We start from the raw sequence: 22,065 nt of genomic DNA on the forward strand, positions 1-22,065 counted from the left end.
ACCGCCACCGGCGCACGATGACCGGAGGTCCCCGGTGACCGGCGGCTCCCGCTACGCCCAGCTGTGGCGGGTGCCGGGAGCGCCGCTGCTGCTCGTCGGCGGGGTGGTGGCCCGGCTCGGCCAGGGCGTCACCGTGCTCGCCTGGATCCTGCTGGTCCGCGAGACCACCGGCTCGTTCGCCGACGCGGCCCTGGTCGGGGCGTCGGTGTCGCTCGCCACGGCGGTCACCGCGCCGATCGGCGGCCGGCTGGCCGACCGCTTCGGCGCACACCGGGTGCTGCCGCTCTACGGCGCGGCCTACGCCACCGCCCAACTGCTGCTGCTGGCGGCTGCCCTGACCCGGCAGCCGGTGCCGCTGCTCTGCGTCCTCGCCGCCCTGTCCGGGGCGGTCTTCCCGGCCACCAGCCCCGCCCTGCGCGCGGCGTGGACCGTGCTCACCGGCGAGGGCACCGGCCGCGAGGACGTCCGCGGCACCGCGATGGCGGCCGAGTCGACGCTGTTCGAGCTGGTCTTCGTGGTCGGCCCGCTGCTGCTGTCCGCGGCGATGCTCGTCGCCGACCCGCTCGCCGCGCTGACCGGTTCCCGGCCCGGCGTCGCCGGTCCGGCCGCCGCGATCGTCCTGGCCGCCGTCTGTGCCGGCGGCGGAACGGCGCTGCTCGCCCGGGGCCGGGCGCTGCGGCAACTCCGCCCGCACACCGGTGCCCCGACCCGGGGGCTCGGGCCGCTGCGGTCACCCCGGATGCCGGCGCTGCTGCTCTGCGCCGCCGGTGTCGCCTTCTCCTTCGGCGCGTCACCGGTCGCGGTGGCCGCGTTCGCCGCCGAGCACGACGGTGACCGCGCCGAGGCGGTCACCGGGGTGCTGATCGCCGTCTGGAGCCTCGGCAGCGCCGCCGCCGGCCTCTGGTACGGCGCACGGAACTGGCAGACCCCGCTGACCCGGCAGTTGACCTGGCTGCTGGCCGGTCTCTCCGTCGGGTACGCCGTCTGGGCGCTGTCGCCCACCAGCACCGTGCTCGGCGGTGTGCTGCTGCTCAGCGGGGCGGTGATCGCCCCGGCGATGACCGTGCAGGCCGGGCTGATGGCCCGGATCGCCCCGGCGTCGATGCTGACCGAGGCGTACACCTGGCTGACCACCGTCAACCTCACCCTGGCCGCGCTCGGCTCCGCGGTGACCGGCGCGATCGTCGACGGGCCCACCGGCGCGGTCGGTGGCTTCCTGGTCTGCGCGGCGGCGGCCGCGGCAGCGGCCGTCCTGGCCGCCTGGCCGGGCGTGCTCGCTCCGCGCCGCCCCCGTGACGTCGTCGACCGACCGGCCGACCCACTGCGGGTCTCCTGAAAACCCTGTTCCCCGAAAGGTACCGATGAACGTCCCGAACCTCGCTCGTCGCCCCCGCGCGGCGCTCGCCGGGCTGCTGGCCCTCGCTCTCGGCCTGACCCTCGCCGGTTGCGGCGGCGACGGCGCGGCCACCCCGGCCCGTCCGACCGCGACGCCGGTCACCATCACCGACCACTGGAAACGGACCGTCGAGGTGCCGGCCGACCCGAAGCGCGTCGTCGTGCTGGAGTGGGAGGGCCTGATCACCAAGAGCATGCGGATCTTCGGTGTCGAGGACACCCTCGTCGGCGTCGACACCGCCACGAAGAAGATGGGCTACCGCGCCAAGCTCGTGCCCAGCATCGACCGGGCCGAGGCGCTCGGCTCCCCGTGGAGCGGGGTCAACTACGAGCGCCTGGCCGGCCTCCGGCCCGACGTGGTGTTCCTCGAGGCGTGGGTGGCCAGCCAGGAGAACCGGACACTGCACCAGGAGGTGATCGACAAGATCGAGTCCCTCGGTGTCCCCGTGGTGGTGCTGCTCTCGCCGTCCAACTTCGACAAGCCGGACATCCGGACCGCCTGGGAGCACATCACCATCGCCGGTGAGGTCTTCGGCAAGCAGGCGGAGGCCGCGAAGCTCGTCGGGCGGCTCCAGGCCGGCCTCGACAAGGTCACCGCCCGGACCCGGGACATCCCCGAGGCCGAACGCACCCCGGTGGCGTACTTCGCCACCATCAACAACGTGATGGGTACGAAGAGCATCCAGTCGTACCTGCTCACCGAGGTCGTCGGGGCCCGCAACGTGGCCGGGGCGGGCACCTTCGTCACCGTCTCCGAGGAGAAGCTGCTCGCCCTCGACCCGGAGGCGATGGTGGTCGCCGGCCACGAGGGCTACCTCGACCCGGCCCTCATCCACGCCGGCCGGCACGCCGGCCTGAACTGGGCCAATCTCGCCGAGATGCGGGCCATCAGGAACAAGCGCCTGGTCGCGCTCGGCTACGACGAGTGGCGGGCCACCGTGGAGACCCCGATCGCCCTGCTCAAGATGGCGAAACTGGCGTACCCGGAGCGTTTCGCCGACGTGGACGTCGCCGCCGAGGAGGTCGCCTTCTACCGGGAGGTCTACGGCCTGGACGAGCAACGGGCCGCCGAGGCCATCGAGGCGCAGAAGTACGTCGGGGACCTGGAGGTCAGGTGACCCCGTCCGCACCCCGCGCCGTCCTTCCTCCGGTGACCGGCACGCCGGCCCGGGGGGAGGGCGGCATCCCACCGCGCGACGGTGCCGTCGCACCCGCCGCCGCCCGCAGCACCCGCGTCCGGATCCTGCTGCTCGTCACCACCACCGTGCTCGTCGGCGTGGTGGCGGTGGTCTCCATCATGGTCGGCGCGTACGTCGTCCCGGTCGGTGACGTGCTGGCCGTGCTCGCCGCCCGGGTCGGCCTGACCGACGACACCAACAACCTCCACGACGCCGTGGTGTGGGACATGCGGCTGACCCGGGTGCTGCTCGCCGGGGCCGTCGGCGCCGCCCTCGCCTGTAGCGGCGCGGCCTACCAGGGCACCTTCCGCAACCCCCTGGTGGAACCGTTCATCCTCGGGGTCAGCGCCGGCGCGGCCTTCGGCGCGGGTGTGTCCGTCATGGTGGACCTGCCGCTGTCGATGCAGGTGATGGCCTTCGTCTTCGGCATGGTCGCGGTCGGCCTGACCTACAGCCTCTCCCGGGTACGCGGGGAACGTCCCACCGTCACCCTCATCCTCGCCGGGGTGGTGGTCGGCTCGTTCTTCTCCGCGATCTTCTCCCTCTTCCAGTACGTCGGCACCGACGAGCAACTCCGTCGCCTGGTCTTCTGGATCATGGGTGGCTTCTACCGGGCCACCTGGAGCGACGTCGCCGTGGTCGTTCCGGCCTCGGTCCTCGGGTGCCTGCTGCTCTGGCGGGCCGGCTGGCGGATGAACATCCTCAGCCTCGGCGACGACGAGGCGCGGTCCCTCGGCGTCGACCCCGAACCACTGCGCCGGTGGGTGATCGTCCTGGCCACCGCGCTGACCGCGCTGGCCGTCTCGGTCTCCGGCATCATCGCCTGGGTGGGACTGCTGGTCCCGCACGCCGCCCGGCTGCTCGTCGGACCGGACCACCGGTTCGTCGTCCCGCTGTCGGCCACCCTGGGTGCGGTCTTCGTCATGGTCTGCGACGTCATCGCCCGCACCATCCACTCCGGCGAGGTACCGATCACCATCATCACCTCCATCCTCGGGGCGCCGTACCTGGTCTACCTGCTGCGCACCCGGTCCACCTTCCTGGGAGCGCAGTCGTGACCCTCCGGGTGCGGGGCCTCACCTTCGCCTACGGCCAGCGGCCGGTGCTCGACGGCATCGACCTCGACCTGCGGGCCGGCGAACTGTGCGCGCTCTTCGGCCCGAACGGCAGCGGCAAGTCCACCCTCTACCGGTGCATCCTCGGGCACCTGCGGCACGGCGGCACCGTCACCCTCGACGGCACCGACCTGGGCCGGCTGCGCCCCGCCGAGGTCGCCCGCCGGGTGTCGTACGTGCCGCAGCAGCACACCAACCCGTTCCCGTTCACCGTGCTGGACATGGTGCTGATGGGCCGTACCCCGCACCTCGGCGGGGTGTTCGGCCCCCGGCGGCGCGACGTGGCGGCCTGCGAGCGGGTCCTGGAGCAGGTCGGCCTGGCCGCCGACCGGGACCGGTACTACCACACGCTCAGCGGCGGGCAACGCCAGCTCGTGCTGATCGCCCGTGCCCTGGCGCAGGACTGCGACGTGCTGCTGCTCGACGAACCCACCGCCAGCCTCGACTTCGGCAACCAGATGTGGGTCTGGCGCACGGTGCGCGACCTGGCCCGCGCCGGACGGGCGGTGCTGGTCTGCACCCACGAGCCCAACCACGTGCTGTGGTTCTGCGACCGGGTGGTGGCGCTGGGCCGCCAGGGGCGGCTCCTGGCCGACGGCACGCCCCGGGAGATGGTCACCACCGACCTGGTGACCAGGCTGTACCCCTCGGTGGGGGCGCTCACCACCAGCACCGACGTCACCATCGCGCCCACCGACGCGCGCTCCGGGCGGACCGGCGGGAGAGGGCGGCGCGACGCCGCCGTCTGCCCGTCCGCCGCCGGGGAAGACCAGTCGTCCACCGGTGCCCAGGGACGATAGGTCGGGCGATGTCGCCACCGCACCCGCCCGCGTCGGATCCGACGACTTCCCGGCGACGGCCGGACGAAACCCGGGCGGACCGGAGGTGGGCGGCGCTCCGGCGGTCAGGCGCGCCGCCCTGCCAGCCGGGTGGCCAGCGCCGCCCGGAGCCGGTCGGCACCGGCCCCGGTGAGCGCCGAGACGGCCACCGCGTCGGGATGTGCGCGGCACAGGGCGTCGACCCACTCCGGCGGCGCGACGTCGATCTTGTTGAGCACGAGCAGTTCCGGAAGCCCGCCGGCGCCGATCTCGTGCAGCACGCCGTGCACCGTGGTGATCTGGTCGAGGGCGTCCGGTGCCGAGGCGTCCACCACGTGCAGCACGAGGTCACTGCGGCTGACCTCCTCCAGCGTCGAGCGGAAGGCGTCGACCAGTTGGTGCGGCAGGTGTCGGACGAAGCCCACCGTGTCGGTGACGGTGTAGGTGTGCTCGCCGGTGCTGATCCGGCGCACCGTCGGGTCGAGGGTGGCGAAGAGGACGTCCCGGACCTGGGCGTCCGCCCCGGTCAGCCGGTTGAGCAGTGCCGACTTGCCGGCGTTGGTGTAGCCGGTGATGGCGACCGAGGGCACCTGGTTGCGGGCGCGCCGGCTGCGGGTCACGCCGATCCGTTCCTCCAGGTTGCGGGTCTGGCCGGGACTCAGCTCGCCGTCGGCGATGACCAGGTCGGAGTGGGCGCGTGCGGCGAGGCCGGCGAGTTCGTCGGCCTTGCCGGAACCAACGAAGGTCGCCGGGTCGGGGCGCGGCCGGCTCCGCACCACCGCGTCGGCGAGGCGCAGGCCGTCGGTGTCGGCGAGGCGCCGCAGCTCACCTTCCGTCGGTGAGACCGGACCTACCCCCGAGCTGCGAGACCCGCGTACGCTGCCGCGATGAGCCCACCGGCCCGCATTCTGGTCTACGGCGTGTACGGTGCCGGCAAGTCAACCCTCGCCGCCCGGCTGGCCGACCGTCTCGGGCTGCCGTGGTTCCCGGTCGACGATCTGCTCTGGCAACCCGGCTGGGTCGAGGTGCCGGTCCCAGAGCAGCGCAGCCGGATCGAGGCGATCTGCCGGCGTGACCGGTGGATCCTCGACGGGGCGTACCACGGGTGGCGGGACGTGCCGCTGGCCCGCGCCGACCTGGTCGTCGGCCTCGACTACCCACGTTGGCTCTCCTTCTGGCGCCTGCTGCGCCGCACCGTCGGTCGGCTGCTGACCGGGGAGGAGATCTGCAACGGCAACCGCGAGTCGCTGGGCAGCGTGCTGTCCCGGGACTCGGTCCTGGTGTGGCACGTGACCGCGTACGGTCGGGCCCGGCGACGGATGCGGGCCTGGCAGGCCGATCCGTCCGGGCCGCCGGTGCTGCTGTTCCGCTCCCCGGCGGCCCTGGACCGTTGGCTGGCCGACCTGCCCCGGTAGACCGCGCCCAGGGAAAACCAGTTGTCGTGCGGGCCGGGCTCCGCCACTGTGGGGCCATGACGTTCTGACGGACACCACCTCGTTGAGCCGACGCTCCCGACCGCGCTGATCCGCGCCTTCCGGGGGAGCCGTCGTGCCGTCCGTCCCCTTCCTCGCGAACGAGAGAGCGTCGCCTTGGCACCGCACCAGCCCCCGCAGGGGTCCCTGCCGTCGTCCGTCCCGACCCCGGGAACCGCCACCGTCACCGTCTTCGCCGGCCCCCGAAGCTGGATCGAGTCCGATGCCGTCACGCAGTGCCACCAGGTGGCGGCCTTCGACGGCATGATCCACGTCGCCGGCATGCCGGACCTGCACCCCGGCAAGGGGGCCCCGATCGGGGCGGCGATGGCCTCGACCGTGTTGTACCCGCACCTGGTGGGCTCCGACATCGGCTGCGGCATCGCCGTCTTCCCCGTCGACCTGAAGCGCGTCGTACCCGAGCAGCTCGCCAACCGGTTCCCCGACCTCGACCGTGCCCTGGACCCGGACCGGGACGCCGACGACCCGGCCTGGTCCGTCGTGGACGGCGACATCCCCGCCGGTCACGTCGAGGGTCTGGGGACGGTGGGGCGGGGCAACCACTTCGTCGAACTGGCCCGGCTCCGCGACGTCCTCGACCCGGGGCACGCCACCCGCCTCGGGCTCGCCGCCGGCCACGTCGTGCTGATCGTGCACAGCGGATCCCGGGGGCTGGGGGAGCGGATCCTGCGGGCGCACACCGAGCGGTACGGCGCGGGTCCCGCCGCCGACCCCGCCGGGTACCTGGCCCGGCACGACGCCGCGGTGCGCTGGGGCTCGGTCAACCGTCGGCTGATCGCCGCCCGGGTCGCGCACGCCCTGGGCGCCCGGCCGACCGCCCCGATCGTCGACCAGTGCCACAACCTCGTGGAGATTCGCGACGGGGTCTACCTGCACCGCAAGGGTGCGGCCCCGGGCGACGGCCGGGACGTCCTGGTCGCCGGCACCCGGGGCACCTGCTCCTACCTGGTGGCCGCCCACGCCGGGCCGGACGCCAACTGGTCCGTGGCCCACGGCGCGGGCCGCAAGATGTCCCGCGCCGACGCCCTGCGCCGGGGCCGGGCCAAGCACACGGTCGAGGAGCTGCGCCGGACGCCGGTGGGATCGCTGGTGGTCTGCGGTGACCGGCAACTGCTCTTCGAGGAGGCCCCGACGGCGTACAAGCGGATCGAGCAGGTGATCGCCGACCTCACCGAGCACGGTCTGGCCACCCCCGTGGTCTCGACGGTCCCCCTGGTCACCTACAAGACGGCGGACCGCCCCCGGGGTGACACCCGGCCCGACCGGCGACGCGATCACCAGGACCGCCGGCGCGGCCGGGGCCGGTCGTGAGCGCGGCAGCTCCCCGGCCGGGCGCGGCCGAGGCGCACCTGCTCCTGTCCGCCGGCCGGGGACCGCAGGAGTGTGCCTGGGCGGTCGCCCAGCTCGTCCGCCGCCTGGAAGCCGAAGCCGGCCGGCGGGGTCTGTCCACCCGTCGGGTCCAGACCGTCCCCGGTGACCGACCCGGCACCCACCGGTCGGTGCTGCTGCGGATCTCCGGAGACGGCGTTGGGGAGTTCGTCGGCGCGTGGACCGGGACGCTGTGCTGGCAGGCGCCCAGCCCCTACCGCGCGGACACCGGGCGCAAGAACTGGTACGTCGTCGCCCGACCGTGCGAGGTCGACGCGCCGCGTACGTCCTTCACCGAGGCGGACGTCGACGTCGTCGGGTGCCGTACCGGTGGGCCCGGCGGGCAGCACCGGAACAAGGCCAGCACCGCGGTGCGGGCGACCCACCGACCCACCGGGCTGGTGGTGGTGGTCGACACCGAGCGGCAGTTCAGCCAGAACCGCCGCCTCGCCCTGGAGCTGCTTCGGCAGCGCATCGCGTACGACGACCGGGAAGCGGGGCGAGCCGTCACCACCGCCCGCTGGCGCATCCACGACGAACTCGTGCGCGGCGACCCCACCCGGGTCGAGCGACCGGACACCGGCGCCAAACATTGACCGACGTCATTGACGACAATAGTTAATACTCCTTAGGATTTGGCTGCCTCGAGGAAGACCGCGTCCCGCCCGTACGCCCGACCGGTGGCTGGCCACCCAGCGCCGGTCGGGGCGGCACGGCGTCCCGCCCACGGGAAGGCCCTCGATGTCCTCACCACGTCCCCGCCGCCGGTCCGCCCTGGCTGCCGGCCTGCTCGCCCTGGTCACCGCCGGCGCGACCCTCACCGCGACCCCGACCGCCGCCGAGGCGGTGGTGCTGCCGAACAACTTCAAGAGCGTCGGCTACATGCCGTCCTGGAGCGGCGACGTCAACACCGTCCAGTACCGCAAGCTGACCCACATCAACTACGCGTTCGTGCTGCCCAACAGCGACGGCAGCCTGCGCCCGGTGGAGAACCCGGGCAAGCTCTCCTCCCTGGTGTCGCTCGGGCACGCCAACAACGTCAAGGTGTCCATCGCGATCGGTGGCTGGAACAACGGCGACGACTCGGCCTTCGAGGCGCTCGCCGCCAACGCCGGCACCCGTGGCGCGTTCGTCAACAACGTGGTCAACTTCGTCAACCAGTACAACCTCGACGGCGTCGACATGGACTGGGAGTACCCGGATCCCGGTGCCTCGGCCACCAACTTCAGCCTGCTCATGCAACAGCTGAGCGCCGCCCTGCGCAGCCGGGGCAAGCTGCTCACCGCCGCCGTGGTGAGCGAGGGCTACCACGTGCAGGGCGTGCCTACCGCGGTGTTCGGCCACGTCGACTGGCTGAACATCATGGCGTACGACGGCGGCAGCCCGCACGCCAACTACGACTGGTCGATCAACGCGGTGAACGGCTGGAAGGCGCGCGGCCTGCCGGCCAGCAAGGTGGTGCTCGGGGTGCCCTTCTACAGCCGACCCGGCTACTACACCTACGCCGCGCTGGTCGGCATGGACCCGGCCAACGCCAACCGGGACTGCACCACGGTCGGTGGGGCCCAGCAGTGCTACAACGGCATCCCGACCGTCAAGCGCAAGACCCAGTGGGCGCTGGCCAACGCCGGCGGCATGATGAACTGGGAACTCTCCCAGGACACCATGGGCTCGACCTCGCTGGTCAGCGCGATCTACGACACCGTCATGGGTGGCACCACCCCGCCGCCGGGACGGACCGGCCCGATCACCGGCATCGGCGGCAAGTGCGTGGACGTCGCCGCAGCCGGCACCGCCAACGGCACCGCCGTCCAGCTCTACGACTGCAACGGCACCACCGCGCAGACCTGGACCGTGGCCTCCGACGGCAGCCTGCGTGCCCTCGGCAAGTGTGCCGACGTCACCAGCGGCTCCACCGCCAACGGGGCGAAGATCCAGCTCTGGGACTGCAACGGCACCGGTGCCCAGGTGTGGCAGGCCCAGTCCAACGGAACGCTGCGCAACCCGCAGTCGAACCGGTGCCTGGACGCGAGCGACAACAGCTCCGCGAACGGCACCCGGTTGCAGATCTGGGACTGCTTCGGCGGTGCCAACCAGGTCTGGCGCCTGCCGGCCTGACCTCACCGGTGACCCCGGCCGCTCCCATCGGCGCGGCCGGGGCCGCCGTGTTCCCGGCACCACGCACCCGGATCCACCACCCCCGGCCACGCCGCACTATCCGGCCGCGCCAACCCAGACCGCGTCGACGAGGGCGGGGAGCACGACTGCCGCCGCCCCGCGCAGGTTGACCTCGGCGATCCCGTCGAGCGGCGTCTGCTCCGGATTGACCTGGATCACGGCGGCACCGAGGCGGGCGGCCACCTGGGGGATCTCGGCCGCCGGGTACACCAGTCCGGACGTGCCGACGGTCAACAGCAGGTCGCAGGAGGACGCCGCCTCGACGGCCGTCTCCAGCGCCTCGGGCGGCAGCGCCTCGCCGAACCACACCACGCCGGGTCGGACCGGGGCCGCGCAGCGTGCGCAACCCGGTGGTGGCACCCGACGCCCGTCCGCCGGCTCGCCCGCCGCGTCGTCCGGTGACGGTGCCGGACGGGCGCAGCCCGAGCAGCGGGGAGCGAACAGACTGCCGTGCAGGTGGACCGGGTCGGGTGAGCCGGCGCGTTCGTGCAGGTCGTCGACGTTCTGGGTGATCAGGACGGTGCCCGGGACACGGGTCTGGATCGCGGCCACGGCCAGATGGCCCGGGTTCGGGCGGGCCCGTCGTACGGCATGGCGGCGCCACTCGTACCAACCCCACACGAGTGCGGGATCGGCCCGGAAGGCCTCCGGCGTGGCAAGCGCCTGGGCGTCGTACCGCTGCCACAGCCCGGTGAGGGCGTCCCGGAAGGTGGGCACCCCGCTCTCGGCGGACATCCCAGCCCCGGTGAAGACCACGACCCGCCGGGCCTGTCCGAGCAGTGCTGCGGCCTCGCGTAGCGGCTGGTCCACCGGGATGCTGTCCACCCGGAGAACCTACCGTCCGACCGGATGGCGTTCCACCCGCCGTGGCGGGAGACGGGCCGTCAGCCGGCGTCGCCCTCGACGGTCGGGTCACCGCCCGGGGCGGGCGGTCCGCCGTCGCCGGGTGGGGGCGTGGCACCATAACCGTGTCCTCCGCCGCCGGGTGGCGGAAAACGACGGTGATGGAGTCGCCGATGACAGGAGTGGCCGGCGCGCCGGTGCCGGGGCTGGCACCGCTGTGGACGCATGATCCGGTCACCGCCGGTCCCTACCGGCTGCTCGGCCGGCTGGGCGCGGGCGGCCAGGGCGTGGTCTACCTCGGCGAGGACGACGAGGGCCACCGGGTGGCGATCAAGATGATCAACACCGATCTGAGTGACCTCCGGATCCGGTCACAGTTCATGAAGGAGATCGCGGCGGCACGCCGGGTCGCCCCCTTCTGCACCGCGCAGGTGCTCTTCGCCGACGTGGACGGTGAACAGCCCTACGTGGTCAGCGAGTTCATCCAGGGTCCCACCCTCCACCGGCACGTCCGCGAGCACGGCCCGGTCGCCGGCAACGCGCTGCACCGGCTCGCCATCGGCACCGCCACCGCGCTCGCCGCGATCCACCGCTCCGACGTCGTGCACTGTGACCTGAAGCCGGACAACGTGGTGCTCGGTCCGGACGGCCCCCGGGTGATCGACTTCGGCATCGCCCGCGCCCTCGGCGTCACCGAGACGGTGACCAGCCGGGTGATGGGGACCACCGCCTACATGGCCCCGGAACGCTTCCGCAACGACCCGGTCGGCCCGGCCTGCGACATCTTCGCCTGGGCCGGCACCATCGCCTACGCCGCCGGTGGGCGACCGCCGTTCGGCAACGACTCGCTCTTCGCGGTGATGCACCGGGTGCTGAACGATCCGCCCGACCTGCCGCCGCTCCCGCCGGGGCTCGACGAGTTGATCCACCAGTGCCTGGCCAAGGAACCGGGAGACCGGCCGGAGGCCGAGCAGGTGCTGATGCGGTTGCTCGGGCAGGACGCCAGGGTCACCGCCCCGCTCCGCCGGGAGACCGTGCTCCAGGTGGGCAACGAGACCGCCGGCGCGCCGACGCCGAACCAGCCGCTGCCGTTGCCCCGCACCGAACCGAACCCGCCGCCCACGCCGGCCCGGCCGGTGGCGCAGGCCCGGCCGGCGTCTCCCGACCGGGGCACGGCCCCGGCACCCGGTACGTCCGCGTCGTCCGACCGGCCCACCGCACCGGCACCGGGTAGGTCCGCCCCGCCGCCCGCCTCGGCGGGTGGCGACTGGGGGCGGCGGCTGCGCCGGGAGGCCGGCGACGCCTGGGGCATCTCGACCGCGATCTTCCTCGGCGCGGTCGGCGGCGCCACCGGTTACGTCGCGTCGAGCGTGGCCGCCACGGCCGTGGCGGCCGGGACGGCCACCTTCGTCGTGGTCTACCTGGTCCGGATGCTGCTCGCGGCGGCACTCGGCGGCCGGTCCGACCGTCCCTGACGGAAGGGGCGCGGGCTCCGGCCTCATCCGGGTGGCACCGAAGCGGTAGGTTGACTGCCATCATCCGGCCGCCGAGGAGGACGTTCCCATGGCCCCAACCCACACTCGACAGTGGTTGCCGTACACCGCCGCCGTCACCGCCGGGTTGGTGGTCATCACCGGGGCGTTCGTGCTCGTCCGGCAGCAGGAGACGGACACCAAGCGGTCCCGCGACTGCACCGTCAGGCTGGAGGTCAACTCCTCCACCGAGAAGTCGGCGCTGCTGGGCGAGTTGGCCGAGCGGTACAACACCAGCGACCGGTCGCTCGACGGCGGTGGCTGCGCCCAGGTGCACGTCAGCGGACTGACCTCGGGCAAGGCCACCGAGGCGCTGGCCGCCGGCTGGAGCGGCACCAACCTGCCGGTCCCGCAGGTCTGGCTGCCGACGTCGAGCCTGTGGACCGGTCAGCTCCGGTTGCTCGACCAGGCCGCCGGCCGGGCACCACAGACCCCGGACAACTACCCGTCGATCGCGAACAGCCCACTGGTGATCGCGATGCCCAAGCCCAAGGGCGAGCTGATCCGTCAGCGCGGGCCGGTGGGCTGGGGGGAGGTCCTCGGCCTCTCCGGACGCCAGGGGTGGGCCGACTTCGGCAAGCCGGAGTGGGGACGGTTCACCTTCGGCAAGGACAACCCGAACCTCTCCACGTCGGGACTGGCGGCGACCATCGCCACCTACTACGCCGCCGTGCAACGGTCCAGCGACCTGACCCGGTCCGACCTGACGAACCCGGCGGTGACGCAGTTCGTCCGGCGCATCGAGGCCAACGTGTCGCACTACAGCGACGACGTGGTGGACCTGCTACGGGACCTCGCCGAGGCCGACCTGGCCGGCGGGGGCGCCAGCACGGACGACATGAGCGCCATCGTCATGCAGGAGGAACTGGTCCACCTCTACAACGAGGGGGAGCTGAGCCCGAAGCAGGACGGCGAGACGCGGGGCCGCCGGCCGAACGTCCCGCTGGTCGCCGTCCACCCGAAGGAGGGCACCTTCAACCTGGACCACCCCTTCGTGGTGCTGCCGACCGCCGACGAACGGCAGCGGGTGGCGGCGGCCGACTTCCTCGAGTTCCTGACCGAGGGCGACCAGCAGCACAGCTTCGGCAGCCTCGGCTTCCGGGACCACGAACGCCGGGCCCCGAAGGAGTTGCTGGCCAGCGTCGGCACCGAGCCGACCGGTGGCCTGACCTACTTCGCGCCGCCGGACCCGGCGGTGGTCGAGGCGATGCTGAACGGCTGGAGCACGCTGCGCAAGAAGGCCAACATCCTGATCGCCCTGGACACCTCCGGCTCGATGGAGGCGTCGGTCGGTGACCGTACCCGCTTCCAGGTCGCCTCGGCGGCGGCGGCCAAGGGGCTCGCGCTGCTCAACTCGGAGGACCGGGTGGGGCTCTGGTCGTTCTCCTCGGAGACGTCGAAGCGGCCGGAGGGCCCGTACCGGGAGGAGGTCCGGCTCGGCGACTTCGACCAGAAGCGGATCAACAGCCGGATCGCCGGCCTGCACGTCGAGGGGAGCACCGCGCTCTACGCGACGGTCCGGGCCGCCCACCAGCACGTGGTCGACCGCTACGACCCGGAGCGGATCAACGCCGTCGTCGTGCTGACCGACGGCAAGAACGAGTACAACCGGGACAACGACCTGGCCCGACTGCTCACCGACGTCGCCCTGGACCCGGAACGCCCGGTCAAGGTCTTCTGCATCGCCTTCGACCGGGACTCCGACTTCGGCACCCTGGACCGGATCGCCAAGGCGTCGTCCGGCAAGGCGTTCGACGCCACCGACCCGGCCAAGATCGACGAGGCGTTCGTGAAGCTGGTCAGCAGCTTCTGACCGTCGCCGGGTTCACCGGACCCTCGACGAGGGCGCTGCACCCTGGCCTGGGGCATCCGCTCAGGCCAGGGTGGTGCGCCGCCGTGGGTTCGCGGTCAGGTGTGTCGGTTCACCGCGGGGCGTTGCCGGGCTACTCGCCGGTCGCGCCTCCCGCCGACTCGGGTTCCTCCGTGGCGGCCCCGGCCTTCCGGACGCTGTCCGCCGAAGCGGAGGCGTCGGTCGTCGCGGCGGCCTTCGGGTTCACCCAGGAAAACTCGATCTCGATGGAGAACTCGTCCTGGTCCTCCTGCTCGATCTCCAACTCGCACCGCACCTGGTCGGCGACGGCGATGGTGCCCGCGGCGCCGTAGAAGACCTGCCCGGTCTCCAGTTGGCTCGCGAGCTGCCGCAGCCAGGCGGCCAGATCCGCCCGGGACACGGTCCGGGCGTCCTCGTAGATGTCCATGCCGTCATGCTCCCACTCCACCGGGGAGGGACGGCGAGGGGGCGTCCGGCCACCGGGCCGCCCCGTCCCCCGGGTGCGGGAGACCCCGGTCGTCTGGTCGTCGGCACCCGTCAGCGGACGGCGACCGGTGGGCCGAACACCGCCGGTACGCCGGGGGAGTGGAGCACGCTCACCGGTGGTCCGGAGGGTGCCGGGAGCCCGGCGGCGGTGACCAACTCGTCGTCGAGGTGCAGCAGTTCCGCCCGGCGCAGCGGCCAACGGGGATGCCAGTTCGGCAGCCGTAGGGTGCGCCCGTACGCCGACGTGTGCAGAGCCCAGCGGGCGGTGAGGAAGTGCTCCAGCGGGGTCGGGTCGTCGACCGGGTCACCCACCCGGACCGTCATCCGGCTCGTCGCGCCGGCCGGTCCCGGCCACCGCCGCCGGCAGCGGTACGTGTAGCGGTCGCCGTCGCGGTCCAGCCGCATCGCCGACCACAGGTACGGCAGTCGCAGGGACACCCGGCCGACCAGCACCGGGACCAGCCGGGACGCGTCGAGGGACAGGAACACCACGGCGCGCCGGCCGGTCCGGTCGACGGAGTAGAGCCGGACGTTCGTCTCCCAGAAGCTGCCGAGATACGGCACCCCCGGACCCCGGCCGAGCCCCACCCCGACCATCCGGAAGGCGATCAGGCCGACGTAGGTGACCCCGTCGACGGTGTCCGGTCGGGTGCCGGTGGGCAGTAGCGGCGCGACGACCTCCGGCGCCACCGCCCAGTGCAGGAAGGTGGCGTCCTGCCACCGCTGCCGCAGGACGGTCCGGCGGAACGCCTGTTCCGGCGCGGGGGCGATCGGTTCGATGTCCACGTCTCCATCGTGCCCTGCGGTCGTCGTCATTTCGGCCAGCGGCCTCGTCACCCTGCGTCGTGACGCCCCGTGGCCGGACGCAACCCGACGGCATCGGTGGCCCGCGCCGCTCGGCGCACCGGGCCCCAGGGCACATTCCAGCAGGTGAGGCGACCGTGGACAGTCTTCTCACGGCGGAGTAGACAGCAGCGAGACCCTTCTCCACCCTCACCTTCTTTTGCTTTTCCAGAGAGGACCCCTTCATGCGGTTGACCCGTAGGCGTGTCATCGCGCTGGCAAGCTCGACGGCTGCGGTCGCCGGTTCGGGATTGGTGTCCCAGCCGGCGAGCGCTGGCACCCCGTCCGACAACTGGAGCTGGCTGCTACGGCGGTTCGCCCAGTACGGCGACGTCAAAAAGGCGATACCTGCGGCCGACGAACTGGTGTTCCTGCCTGCCTACGAGCAGCTGGCGCTGCTCGGCCGCAGCCAGAACCGCGTCTCCGCGGTGGATCTGACCGAGGCGCACCTGCGCCGGCTGCGGCTGGTGAACCCGCGACTGAACGCCTTCGTGCACGTCACGGAGGCGTTGGCGCGTGAGGCCGCGGTGCGTTCCGACGAGCGGTACCGGCAGGGCCGGCCGCGGATGCTGGAGGGGCTGACCTTCGGCGTCAAGGCGCTGTTCGACTTCCTGGCGGGCGTCCCCAACGACTTCGGCTCCAAGCCGATGGCGGACCTGGGTTTCGTGCCGCCCTTCACCGCGGTGTACGTCCAGCGCGCACTCGACGCGGGCGTGGTGGTGCCGGGCAAGACCAACACTCCCGAGTTCGGCCACAAGGGCACCACCGACAACAAGGTCCACGGCCCGACGGGCACCCCGTTCGACCCCCGGTTCAACGCCGGTGGCTCCAGCGGCGGGGCGGCTGCGGCCGTGGCCTCCTTCATGACGGCCCTCACCCAGGGCTCCGACGCGGGCGGCAGCGTTCGTATCCCGGCGGCCATGTGCAACATCGCGGCACTGAAGCCGAGTGTCGGCCGCTGGCCACAGGATGCTCCGCCGATCGCCGCAGCGCCGTTCTTCACCCCCGGGCCCATGGCACGGACGGTGGCGGACGTGGCCATGCTGATGCAGGCGATCAGCGGTCCTTCCGAGGGCGACCCGTTGAGCATGGACGGTTTGCTGGACTACGTCGGCGCGTTCCGGGCGGGCGTGGACGGGAAGCGTCCGCTTGCGGGTAGGCGCATCGCCTACTCACCGGACATGGACCTGTTCCCGGTGGAGGCGTCGGTCCAGCGTGTCGTCCGCCAGGCACTCCAGGCCTTCGAGCAGGCCGGGGCAAGGGTCGACCAGGTGAAGCTGGGGCTCGACGAGATCCAGGTCACCGATCTGGGCGGCCGGAACCGGCGGCCACTGACCAGCCAGCACTTCGCCGACACCTGGGTCCTCATGCAGGCCGGCCTGTACGGCCACGCCCGGGACCTGTTCCTGGAGTTCGGCATTCCGATGGACCTGCGCGAGCACAAGGAGCAGCTGACCCCGGAGTTCGCCGCCATGCTCGACCGGTCGGAGCGGCTCCTGGCCGAAGAGTACCGGCACCTGGACTTCCTGCGCGCCGACGTGCTGCACAAGCTCAACGTCGTCCTGGGGACGTACGACTACATCGTCACGCCGACGGTTGCCGTCGTGGGCGTCCCGAACGCGCACGACGGCAACACCCTCGGCCCGTCGGTCATCAACGGTGTCGCCGTCGATCCGCAGATCGGTTGGTGCTTGACCTATCCGGTCAACTTCAGCGGTCATCCGGCGATGAGCCTGCCAGCCGGCTTCGCGCCGAACCCCCTCCAGGGCCCGGATCTGCCGGTCGGTCTGCAGGTCATCGGTCGAATGAAGCGGGACGACGAGGTCATCACCGCCGCCGCTGCCTACGAAAGGTACAACCCCTGGTACCACCGCTACCCGCGGTAGTCAGGAACCGCGCTGCCACAGCCTGTCGTCCGTCCGAAAAGGGTGCCTGCCTCGCGGCCGCGAGGCAGGCACCCTTGCCCTGGTGGCCAACTCCGCCTACCGGACGGCCGCGCTCTGCTCCGGTCGCGCCTCGGCCACCAGTGCGACCAGGTCGTCGAGCGTGTCCAGGCCCCGGCCCGGAGCCTGGAGGTCGACCTCCACGCCGTACTCCAGCTCGATCGCGTCGACGAGACGCAGGAGACCCAGCGAGTCGAGGCCCAACGCGACCATCGAGCCGCCGGCCATCAGGTCGGCGACGGACACCTCGCCGCCGGTGGCCGCGCTGACCAGCTCGGCGACCCGCTGTCGCAGCTCGGGGGTGGCACCCATCAGAACTCCTCTCCGGACTGCCGGATGATCTCGGCGATCTCCGCGATGGTAGGGGTGTCGAAGAACGCGTCCAGCGGCACCTCGACGCCGAGTCGTTGCACGATCCGGCCACTGATCCGGGTGATCGTCAACGAGTGCCCGCCGAGGTCGAAGAGGTCCTCGTGCGGGCCGATGTCCGGGATCTTGAGCACGTCCTGCCAGATCTCCCGGAGCGCTTCGACCAGCGGGTCGGCGGCGACCGCCGGCTCGGCGGCGACCGCCGTGACGCGGGCGGACGGCGCGGGCAGCGCCGCCCGGTCGACCTTGCCGTTCGGCCCGATCGGCAACCGGTCCAGGAGCACCCAGTCCGTCGGCAGCATCACCGGGGGCAGGGTGAGCGCCAGGTGCCCGCGAAGGTCGGCCGGATCCGGCGCGTCGGCTTCCGGGCGGGGCACCAGGTACGCCACCAGGCGCGGGTCGGCGTCGACCGGGTCGTGCAGCAGCACCACCGACTCGGCGACCGTCGGGTGTTCCAGCAGCCGGGCGGTGATCTCGCCCAGCTCGACCCGGTGCCCCCGGATCTTGACCTGGTCGTCGGCCCGGCCCAGGTAGGCGATCCGGCCGTCCGGCAACCAGCGGCACCGGTCCCCGGTGCGGTAGATCCGCTCGACGTCCCCGGTCGCCCCGACCGGACCGTCGACGTCGGCACCTGCCCGGTCGGGGACGACACCGGCCGGGTCGGCGGGCCGGTGGGCCGACTCGTCCGACCCGAGGGACACGGCCGCGAACCGCTCGGCGGTCAGGTCGTCGCGGCCCAGGTAACCGGCGGCCAGCCCGGCGCCGGCGAGGCACAACTCACCGGGCAGCCCCACCGGCACCGGCCGCAGGTCGTCGTCGAGCAGGTAGGCGCGGGTGTTGGGCAGCGGCCGGCCGATGGTCACTTCGTCCGGACCGGCCGGGATGTCGGCCATCGTGGCGTAGATCGTCGCCTCGGTCGGGCCGTACCCGTTGACCAGCCGGTCCACCCGGGCCCGCAGGTCCCGGGCCAGCGGCACCGGCAGCGCCTCACCACCGGTGACCGCCACCAGCGGCTCGGGCGTCACCGCGTCCGGGGCCCCGCCGAGTCCCGCCTCCAGCAGCACCCGCCACCCGGACGGGGTGGCCTGCACGTGGGTCACCCCGGCGTCGCGGACCAGCCGCAGCACCCCGGCCCCGTCGAGCGCGCTCACCGCCGAGGCGACCACCACCCGGCCACCGGTGACCAGGGGCAGGAAGATCTCCACCCCGGAGATGTCGAACGACAGCGAGGTCAGGTGCAGCCAGCGGTGCTCCGGCCGGCTGTCCAGCGTGTCCCGCACCGCCAGCAGCAGGTTCGCCAGCGCGCCGTGCCGGACGGCGACCCCCTTCGGACGGCCGGTCGAACCGGAGGTGTAGAGCACGTAGGCCAGGTCGTCGGCGGTCGGCGGGTCGGCCGGCGGAACGTCGTCGGCACCGGCGGGGCCGTCCAGGTCGACCCCGTCGACCCCGTCGAGCACCAGCACCGGCCGGGCCGGGTCGAGCCGGGCTGCCGTGGCGGCGCTGGTCACCACCAGGGCCGGGGCGGCGTCGGCGAGGACCAGCTCCTGCCGGGCCACCGGGTGACCGGGATCCACCGGCAGGTACGCCGCCCGGCGGCGGAGCACGGCCAGCAGCGTCACCACCGCCGGCCAGGACCGGTCCAGGGCGACCGCGACCAGGGTGCCCGGGCCGACGCCCCGGTCGCGCAGCAGTCCGGCCAGCCGGGCGCTGGCCGCGTCGAGCTGGGCGTAGGTCAGCGTCCGGTCGCCGTCGACCACGGCCACCGCGTCCGGGGCGGTACGGACCCGCTCGGCGACCAGCGCCGGCACGGTGGCGTCGAGCGGGTACGCCCGCCCGGTGTCGTTCCAGGACCGCAGCACCCGGTCACGTTCCTCGGCGGGCAGCAGCGGCAGCCCGGCCACCGGCTGCCCGGGATCGGCGACCACGGCGGCGAGCATGGTGCGCAGGTGCCCACCGATGCGGCCCACCGAGTCGGCGTCGATCGCCGCCGGACTGTACTGCAAACCCACGGTCAGCCCGGTCGGGGCGTCCACGATCTGCACGTGCAGCGCGTTGCGGGCTGCGCCGCCGAACAGCGTCCACTCGACGCTGCTCGACACGCCGGCGAACTCCGGCTCCGCGCCGCGCCGCCGGTAGCCGACCGATACCGGGGTCAGTGCCGGGGCCGGCCGAAGCCCGGGAACCGCGTGGGCCAGCGGCACGCCCCGGAACCGGTACAGCTCGCGGACCCGGGCCCGGACCTCCCGGACGTACCCGGCGACGTCGCCGGTGGTCGGGGCGACCCCGACCGGCAGTTCGTTGACGAAGAGTCCGATCTGGTCGGCCTGGGCGGCGGTCCGGGTGGAGAGCCCCACCCCGACCGGTACGCCCCGGTTGCCGTACCGGGCGAGCAGCGCGTGCACCACGGCGAGCAGCAGCTCGAACCGGGTCACCCCGAGCGACCGGGCGGTCCGGTCGACGCCCTCGACCAGTTCGCCGGGCAGGTCCATCTCGACCGTGGCACCCGGCTCGGCGGCGGTCGGCGTCCGCCGCAGGCCGGGTAGGACCACGTCGCCCGGACCGGACCAGTGCCGCTCCCAGTACGCCCGGGCGGCCGGCAGTTCCGCGTCGACCCGCTCCCGCTCGGCGGTCGCGTGCCCGGGGTACCCGTCGTCCAGCGCCGCGAGGTGGGCCTGTGTCCCGCTGCGCACCGCGTCGTAGGCGGCGGCCAGGTCCCGGACCAGCACGTCCTTGCTCGTCCCGTCGAAGACCAGGTGGTGCGCGGTGACCAGCAGCAGGTGCGTCCCGTCCGTCCCGGTCAGCAGGGTGAACCGGGACAGCGGTCCGGTGGCCGGGTCGTAGCGGCGGCCGATCTCCTCGGCGATCCGGTCGTCGGTCAGCTCGCCGAAGGTCACCGCCGGCCGCCCGTCGGCCGGGACGAGGCGGGGCGTGCCGTCGTCATTGGCGAGGATCCGGGTGGTCAGGACCGGATGCCGCGCGGTCACCACCGCACACGCCTCGACCAGCGCCGGCCGGTCCAGTTCGGCGCCGAACCGGACGCCGAGCGCCATGTGGTACGCCGTACCGGCCACCCCGGCCTGCTCGGTGAACCAGACGGCGTGCTGCGCGTATGTCGCCTCGGCGGTACCCACGTGCTCTCCCAACGTTCTTCGGGTGGTCAGTTTTCGAACCGGCTGGTCAGGTGGCGCTTGAGGACCTTGCCGCCCTCGTTGCGCGGCAGTTCGTCGACCAGCAGCACCCGTGACGGCAGCTGGTAGTCGGCGAGCCGGTCGGCGAGGAAACCGCGCAGCGCGGCCAGGGACAGCTCGTCCGGGTCCGCGCCGGGCCGGGGCACCAGCACGGCGGCCACCGCCGAACCGAGCACCGGGTGCGGCACGCCCACCACGGCCGCCCCGGTGACCCCGGGGTGCTCGTGCAGCGCCGCCTCGACCTCCAGGGAGGAGATCTTGAACGCGCCGGACTTGATGACGTCCTGGTGCCGGTCGGTGAGGTAGAGGTAGCCGTCGGCGTCCAGCCGGCCGACGTCGCCCATCCGCACCCACCCGTCCCGGAAGGTGGCCCGGTTGGCCGTGTCGTCCCGGTAGTAGGCCCGGGGATGCGGGGCGCGCAGCCACACGTCCCCGGTCGCCCCGACCGGCAGCGGATCACCGTTCGTGTCGGCGATCATGAGTTGCCCGCCGACCGGGCGGCCCACCGCGTCGCGCCGAGCCGGGTCGTAGATCATCGTGGTCTGGGCCGGGGCCGCCTCGGTGGACGTGTAGTAGTTGACGATCGTGGCGGCCGGAAGGGCCGCCGCCAGCCGGGCCGCCACCGGCGGTGGCAGCGCCGCCGCGGTCGACCCGACCAGGTGTACGCCGGACAGGTCCCGGTCCCGCAGCGCCCCGGAGTCGAGCAGTTCGATCGCGATCGACGGCACCACGAACACGGTCCCGACGCCGGCCGTCTCGATCAGCCGCGCGAACCGCAGCGGGGTGAACCGGGGCAGGGTGAGCGCGGTCGGCTTGGCGGTGAGCGCGTTGAACAGCATCGTCTGCCCGGCGTTCGTGCCGATCGCGAAGGCGTGCAGGAACCGCCCGGAGTGGGCCAGTGCCAGCCGCCGGGGGTGGCTCGGCGCGCCGACGGTCAGGTTGGCGTGACTCGCCCCGACCCCCTTGGGGCGGCCGGTCGTCCCCGAGGTGTAGAGGATCTGGGCCAGGTCGGCCGGGCGGACCGTCGGCAGCTCCACCTCGTCGCCGCGCTCCGCGCGCAGCTCGGCCACGGTCCACACCGGCACGCCGGCCGGTGCCGGTGCGGCGGTGTCGCCCCCGTGCACCAGCGCGCCCGCCGCGCAGTGGGTCAGCGCGTGGTCGAGCTGCCCGGCGGCGAGCCGGTCCGACAGTGGCACCGCCACCGCACCGGCCCGCAGCACGCCGCAGTACGCCACCGCGTACTCCGTCCAGTCGCGGGGGCCGAAGACCAGCCCGACCCGGTCGCCGGGGCGGATCCCACGGCGCAGCAACGACCGGGCCACGGCGGTCGCGCCGGACTCCCACTCGGCGAAGGTCAACGCGGCCACCCCGTGCACCTCGACCGCCACCCGGTCGGGGTGCACGTCGCAGCGCCAGCTCAGCAACTCGGGCACGGTCCGGGCGGCCGGCGGCGTCGGCCGGCGGACGGGCGTCGTGATGGTCACC

General features: G+C 73.2%; 18 protein-coding genes. 11 read left to right on the forward strand and 7 right to left on the reverse strand.

The features are described from left to right. Positions 1 to 34 precede the first annotated feature (34 nt). From ACIBJE_RS17970 to ACIBJE_RS17985, 4 genes are read left to right on the forward strand one after another with little or no spacing between them, the layout of a single operon-like run. Positions 35 to 1,336: an MFS transporter gene (locus tag ACIBJE_RS17970; protein WP_396749588.1), complete on the forward strand. Its 1,302-nt coding sequence runs from the start codon at positions 35 to 37 to the stop codon at positions 1,334 to 1,336. A 25-nt stretch (positions 1,337 to 1,361) separates the two neighbouring features. Beyond that, on the forward strand, positions 1,362 to 2,513 hold the full coding sequence (locus tag ACIBJE_RS17975; protein ID WP_396749590.1) for an ABC transporter substrate-binding protein: 1,152 nt from the start codon (positions 1,362 to 1,364) through the stop codon (positions 2,511 to 2,513). Further along, entirely contained in the window at positions 2,510 to 3,631 is a 1,122-nt protein-coding gene (locus ACIBJE_RS17980; RefSeq protein WP_396749592.1) for a FecCD family ABC transporter permease, read from the forward strand. Before ACIBJE_RS17975 ends, ACIBJE_RS17980 begins: the two co-directional genes overlap by 4 nt. After that, entirely contained in the window at positions 3,628 to 4,488 is an 861-nt protein-coding gene (locus ACIBJE_RS17985; RefSeq protein WP_396749594.1) for an ABC transporter ATP-binding protein, read from the forward strand. Before ACIBJE_RS17980 ends, ACIBJE_RS17985 begins: the two co-directional genes overlap by 4 nt. A 104-nt stretch (positions 4,489 to 4,592) precedes the next feature. Here ACIBJE_RS17985 and ACIBJE_RS17990 read toward each other — a convergent pair whose 3' ends face one another. Next, positions 4,593 to 5,330, reverse strand: a complete 738-nt coding sequence (locus ACIBJE_RS17990) for an HflX GTPase family protein (RefSeq protein ID WP_396749689.1) — start codon at positions 5,328 to 5,330, stop codon at positions 4,593 to 4,595. 63 nt (positions 5,331 to 5,393) lie between these two features. Between ACIBJE_RS17990 and ACIBJE_RS17995 the strand changes: the two genes are divergently transcribed. From ACIBJE_RS17995 to ACIBJE_RS18010, 4 genes are all read left to right on the forward strand, one after another. Next, positions 5,394 to 5,921, forward strand: coding sequence for an adenylate kinase (locus tag ACIBJE_RS17995; protein WP_396749596.1), 528 nt, complete (start codon positions 5,394 to 5,396; stop codon positions 5,919 to 5,921). A gap of 204 nt (positions 5,922 to 6,125) precedes the next feature. Beyond that, entirely contained in the window at positions 6,126 to 7,310 is a 1,185-nt protein-coding gene (locus ACIBJE_RS18000; RefSeq protein ID WP_396749692.1) for an RNA ligase RtcB family protein, read from the forward strand. After that, positions 7,307 to 7,963 (forward strand): peptide chain release factor H, encoded by a 657-nt coding sequence (gene prfH, locus ACIBJE_RS18005; RefSeq protein WP_396749598.1) that lies wholly within the window; start codon positions 7,307 to 7,309, stop codon positions 7,961 to 7,963. Before ACIBJE_RS18000 ends, prfH begins: the two co-directional genes overlap by 4 nt. Before the next feature lie 145 nt (positions 7,964 to 8,108). Further along, positions 8,109 to 9,485: a glycosyl hydrolase family 18 protein gene (locus ACIBJE_RS18010; protein WP_396749600.1), complete on the forward strand. Its 1,377-nt coding sequence runs from the start codon at positions 8,109 to 8,111 to the stop codon at positions 9,483 to 9,485. Positions 9,486 to 9,581: 96 nt separating this feature from the next. On the opposite strand, the gene ACIBJE_RS18015 is transcribed toward ACIBJE_RS18010, so the two are convergent. Then, positions 9,582 to 10,370, reverse strand: a complete 789-nt coding sequence (locus ACIBJE_RS18015; protein WP_396749602.1) for an SIR2 family NAD-dependent protein deacylase — start codon at positions 10,368 to 10,370, stop codon at positions 9,582 to 9,584. 191 nt (positions 10,371 to 10,561) lie between these two features. Here ACIBJE_RS18015 and ACIBJE_RS18020 point away from each other — a divergent pair, with 191 nt between their 5' ends. Both ACIBJE_RS18020 and ACIBJE_RS18025 read left to right on the forward strand, forming a co-directional pair. After that, a complete protein-coding gene (locus tag ACIBJE_RS18020) occupies positions 10,562 to 11,863 on the forward strand; it encodes a protein kinase (RefSeq protein WP_396749604.1) in 1,302 nt (433 codons plus the stop codon). An 88-nt stretch (positions 11,864 to 11,951) separates the two neighbouring features. Continuing rightward, positions 11,952 to 13,733, forward strand: coding sequence for an extracellular solute-binding protein (locus ACIBJE_RS18025; protein ID WP_396749606.1), 1,782 nt, complete (start codon positions 11,952 to 11,954; stop codon positions 13,731 to 13,733). A gap of 130 nt (positions 13,734 to 13,863) precedes the next feature. On the opposite strand, the gene ACIBJE_RS18030 is transcribed toward ACIBJE_RS18025, so the two are convergent. Continuing rightward, complete coding sequence (locus tag ACIBJE_RS18030) at positions 13,864 to 14,178, reverse strand: amphi-Trp domain-containing protein (RefSeq protein ID WP_396749609.1); 315 nt, start codon at positions 14,176 to 14,178, stop codon at positions 13,864 to 13,866. A 110-nt stretch (positions 14,179 to 14,288) separates the two neighbouring features. Further along, positions 14,289 to 15,023, reverse strand: coding sequence for a YqjF family protein (locus tag ACIBJE_RS18035; protein WP_396749611.1), 735 nt, complete (start codon positions 15,021 to 15,023; stop codon positions 14,289 to 14,291). Positions 15,024 to 15,334: 311 nt separating this feature from the next. Between ACIBJE_RS18035 and ACIBJE_RS18040 the strand changes: the two genes are divergently transcribed. Continuing rightward, positions 15,335 to 16,966 carry an amidase gene (locus ACIBJE_RS18040; RefSeq protein WP_396749614.1) on the forward strand — a complete coding sequence of 544 codons (1,632 nt, stop codon included), beginning with the start codon at positions 15,335 to 15,337 and terminating at the stop codon, positions 16,964 to 16,966. Between the two features lie 96 nt (positions 16,967 to 17,062). Here the strand turns inward: ACIBJE_RS18040 and ACIBJE_RS18045 are convergent, their stop codons facing one another. From ACIBJE_RS18045 to ACIBJE_RS18055, 3 genes are read right to left on the reverse strand one after another with little or no spacing between them, the layout of a single operon-like run. Further along, complete coding sequence (locus tag ACIBJE_RS18045) at positions 17,063 to 17,335, reverse strand: acyl carrier protein (RefSeq protein ID WP_396749616.1); 273 nt, start codon at positions 17,333 to 17,335, stop codon at positions 17,063 to 17,065. Further along, the gene (locus ACIBJE_RS18050) at positions 17,335 to 20,523 is read right to left on the reverse strand and encodes an amino acid adenylation domain-containing protein (RefSeq protein WP_396749619.1); all 3,189 of its coding nucleotides are present in this window, start codon (positions 20,521 to 20,523) and stop codon (positions 17,335 to 17,337) included. The genes ACIBJE_RS18045 and ACIBJE_RS18050 overlap by 1 nt, the downstream gene beginning before the upstream one ends. Before the next feature lie 26 nt (positions 20,524 to 20,549). Beyond that, positions 20,550 to 22,064 (reverse strand): AMP-binding protein, encoded by a 1,515-nt coding sequence (locus tag ACIBJE_RS18055; protein ID WP_396749622.1) that lies wholly within the window; start codon positions 22,062 to 22,064, stop codon positions 20,550 to 20,552. Position 22,065: the final 1 nt, after the last annotated feature.

The sequence above is a fragment of the Micromonospora sp. NPDC050187 genome, assembly GCF_044459745.1.
Taxonomy (GTDB): Bacteria; Actinomycetota; Actinomycetes; order Mycobacteriales; family Micromonosporaceae; genus Micromonospora.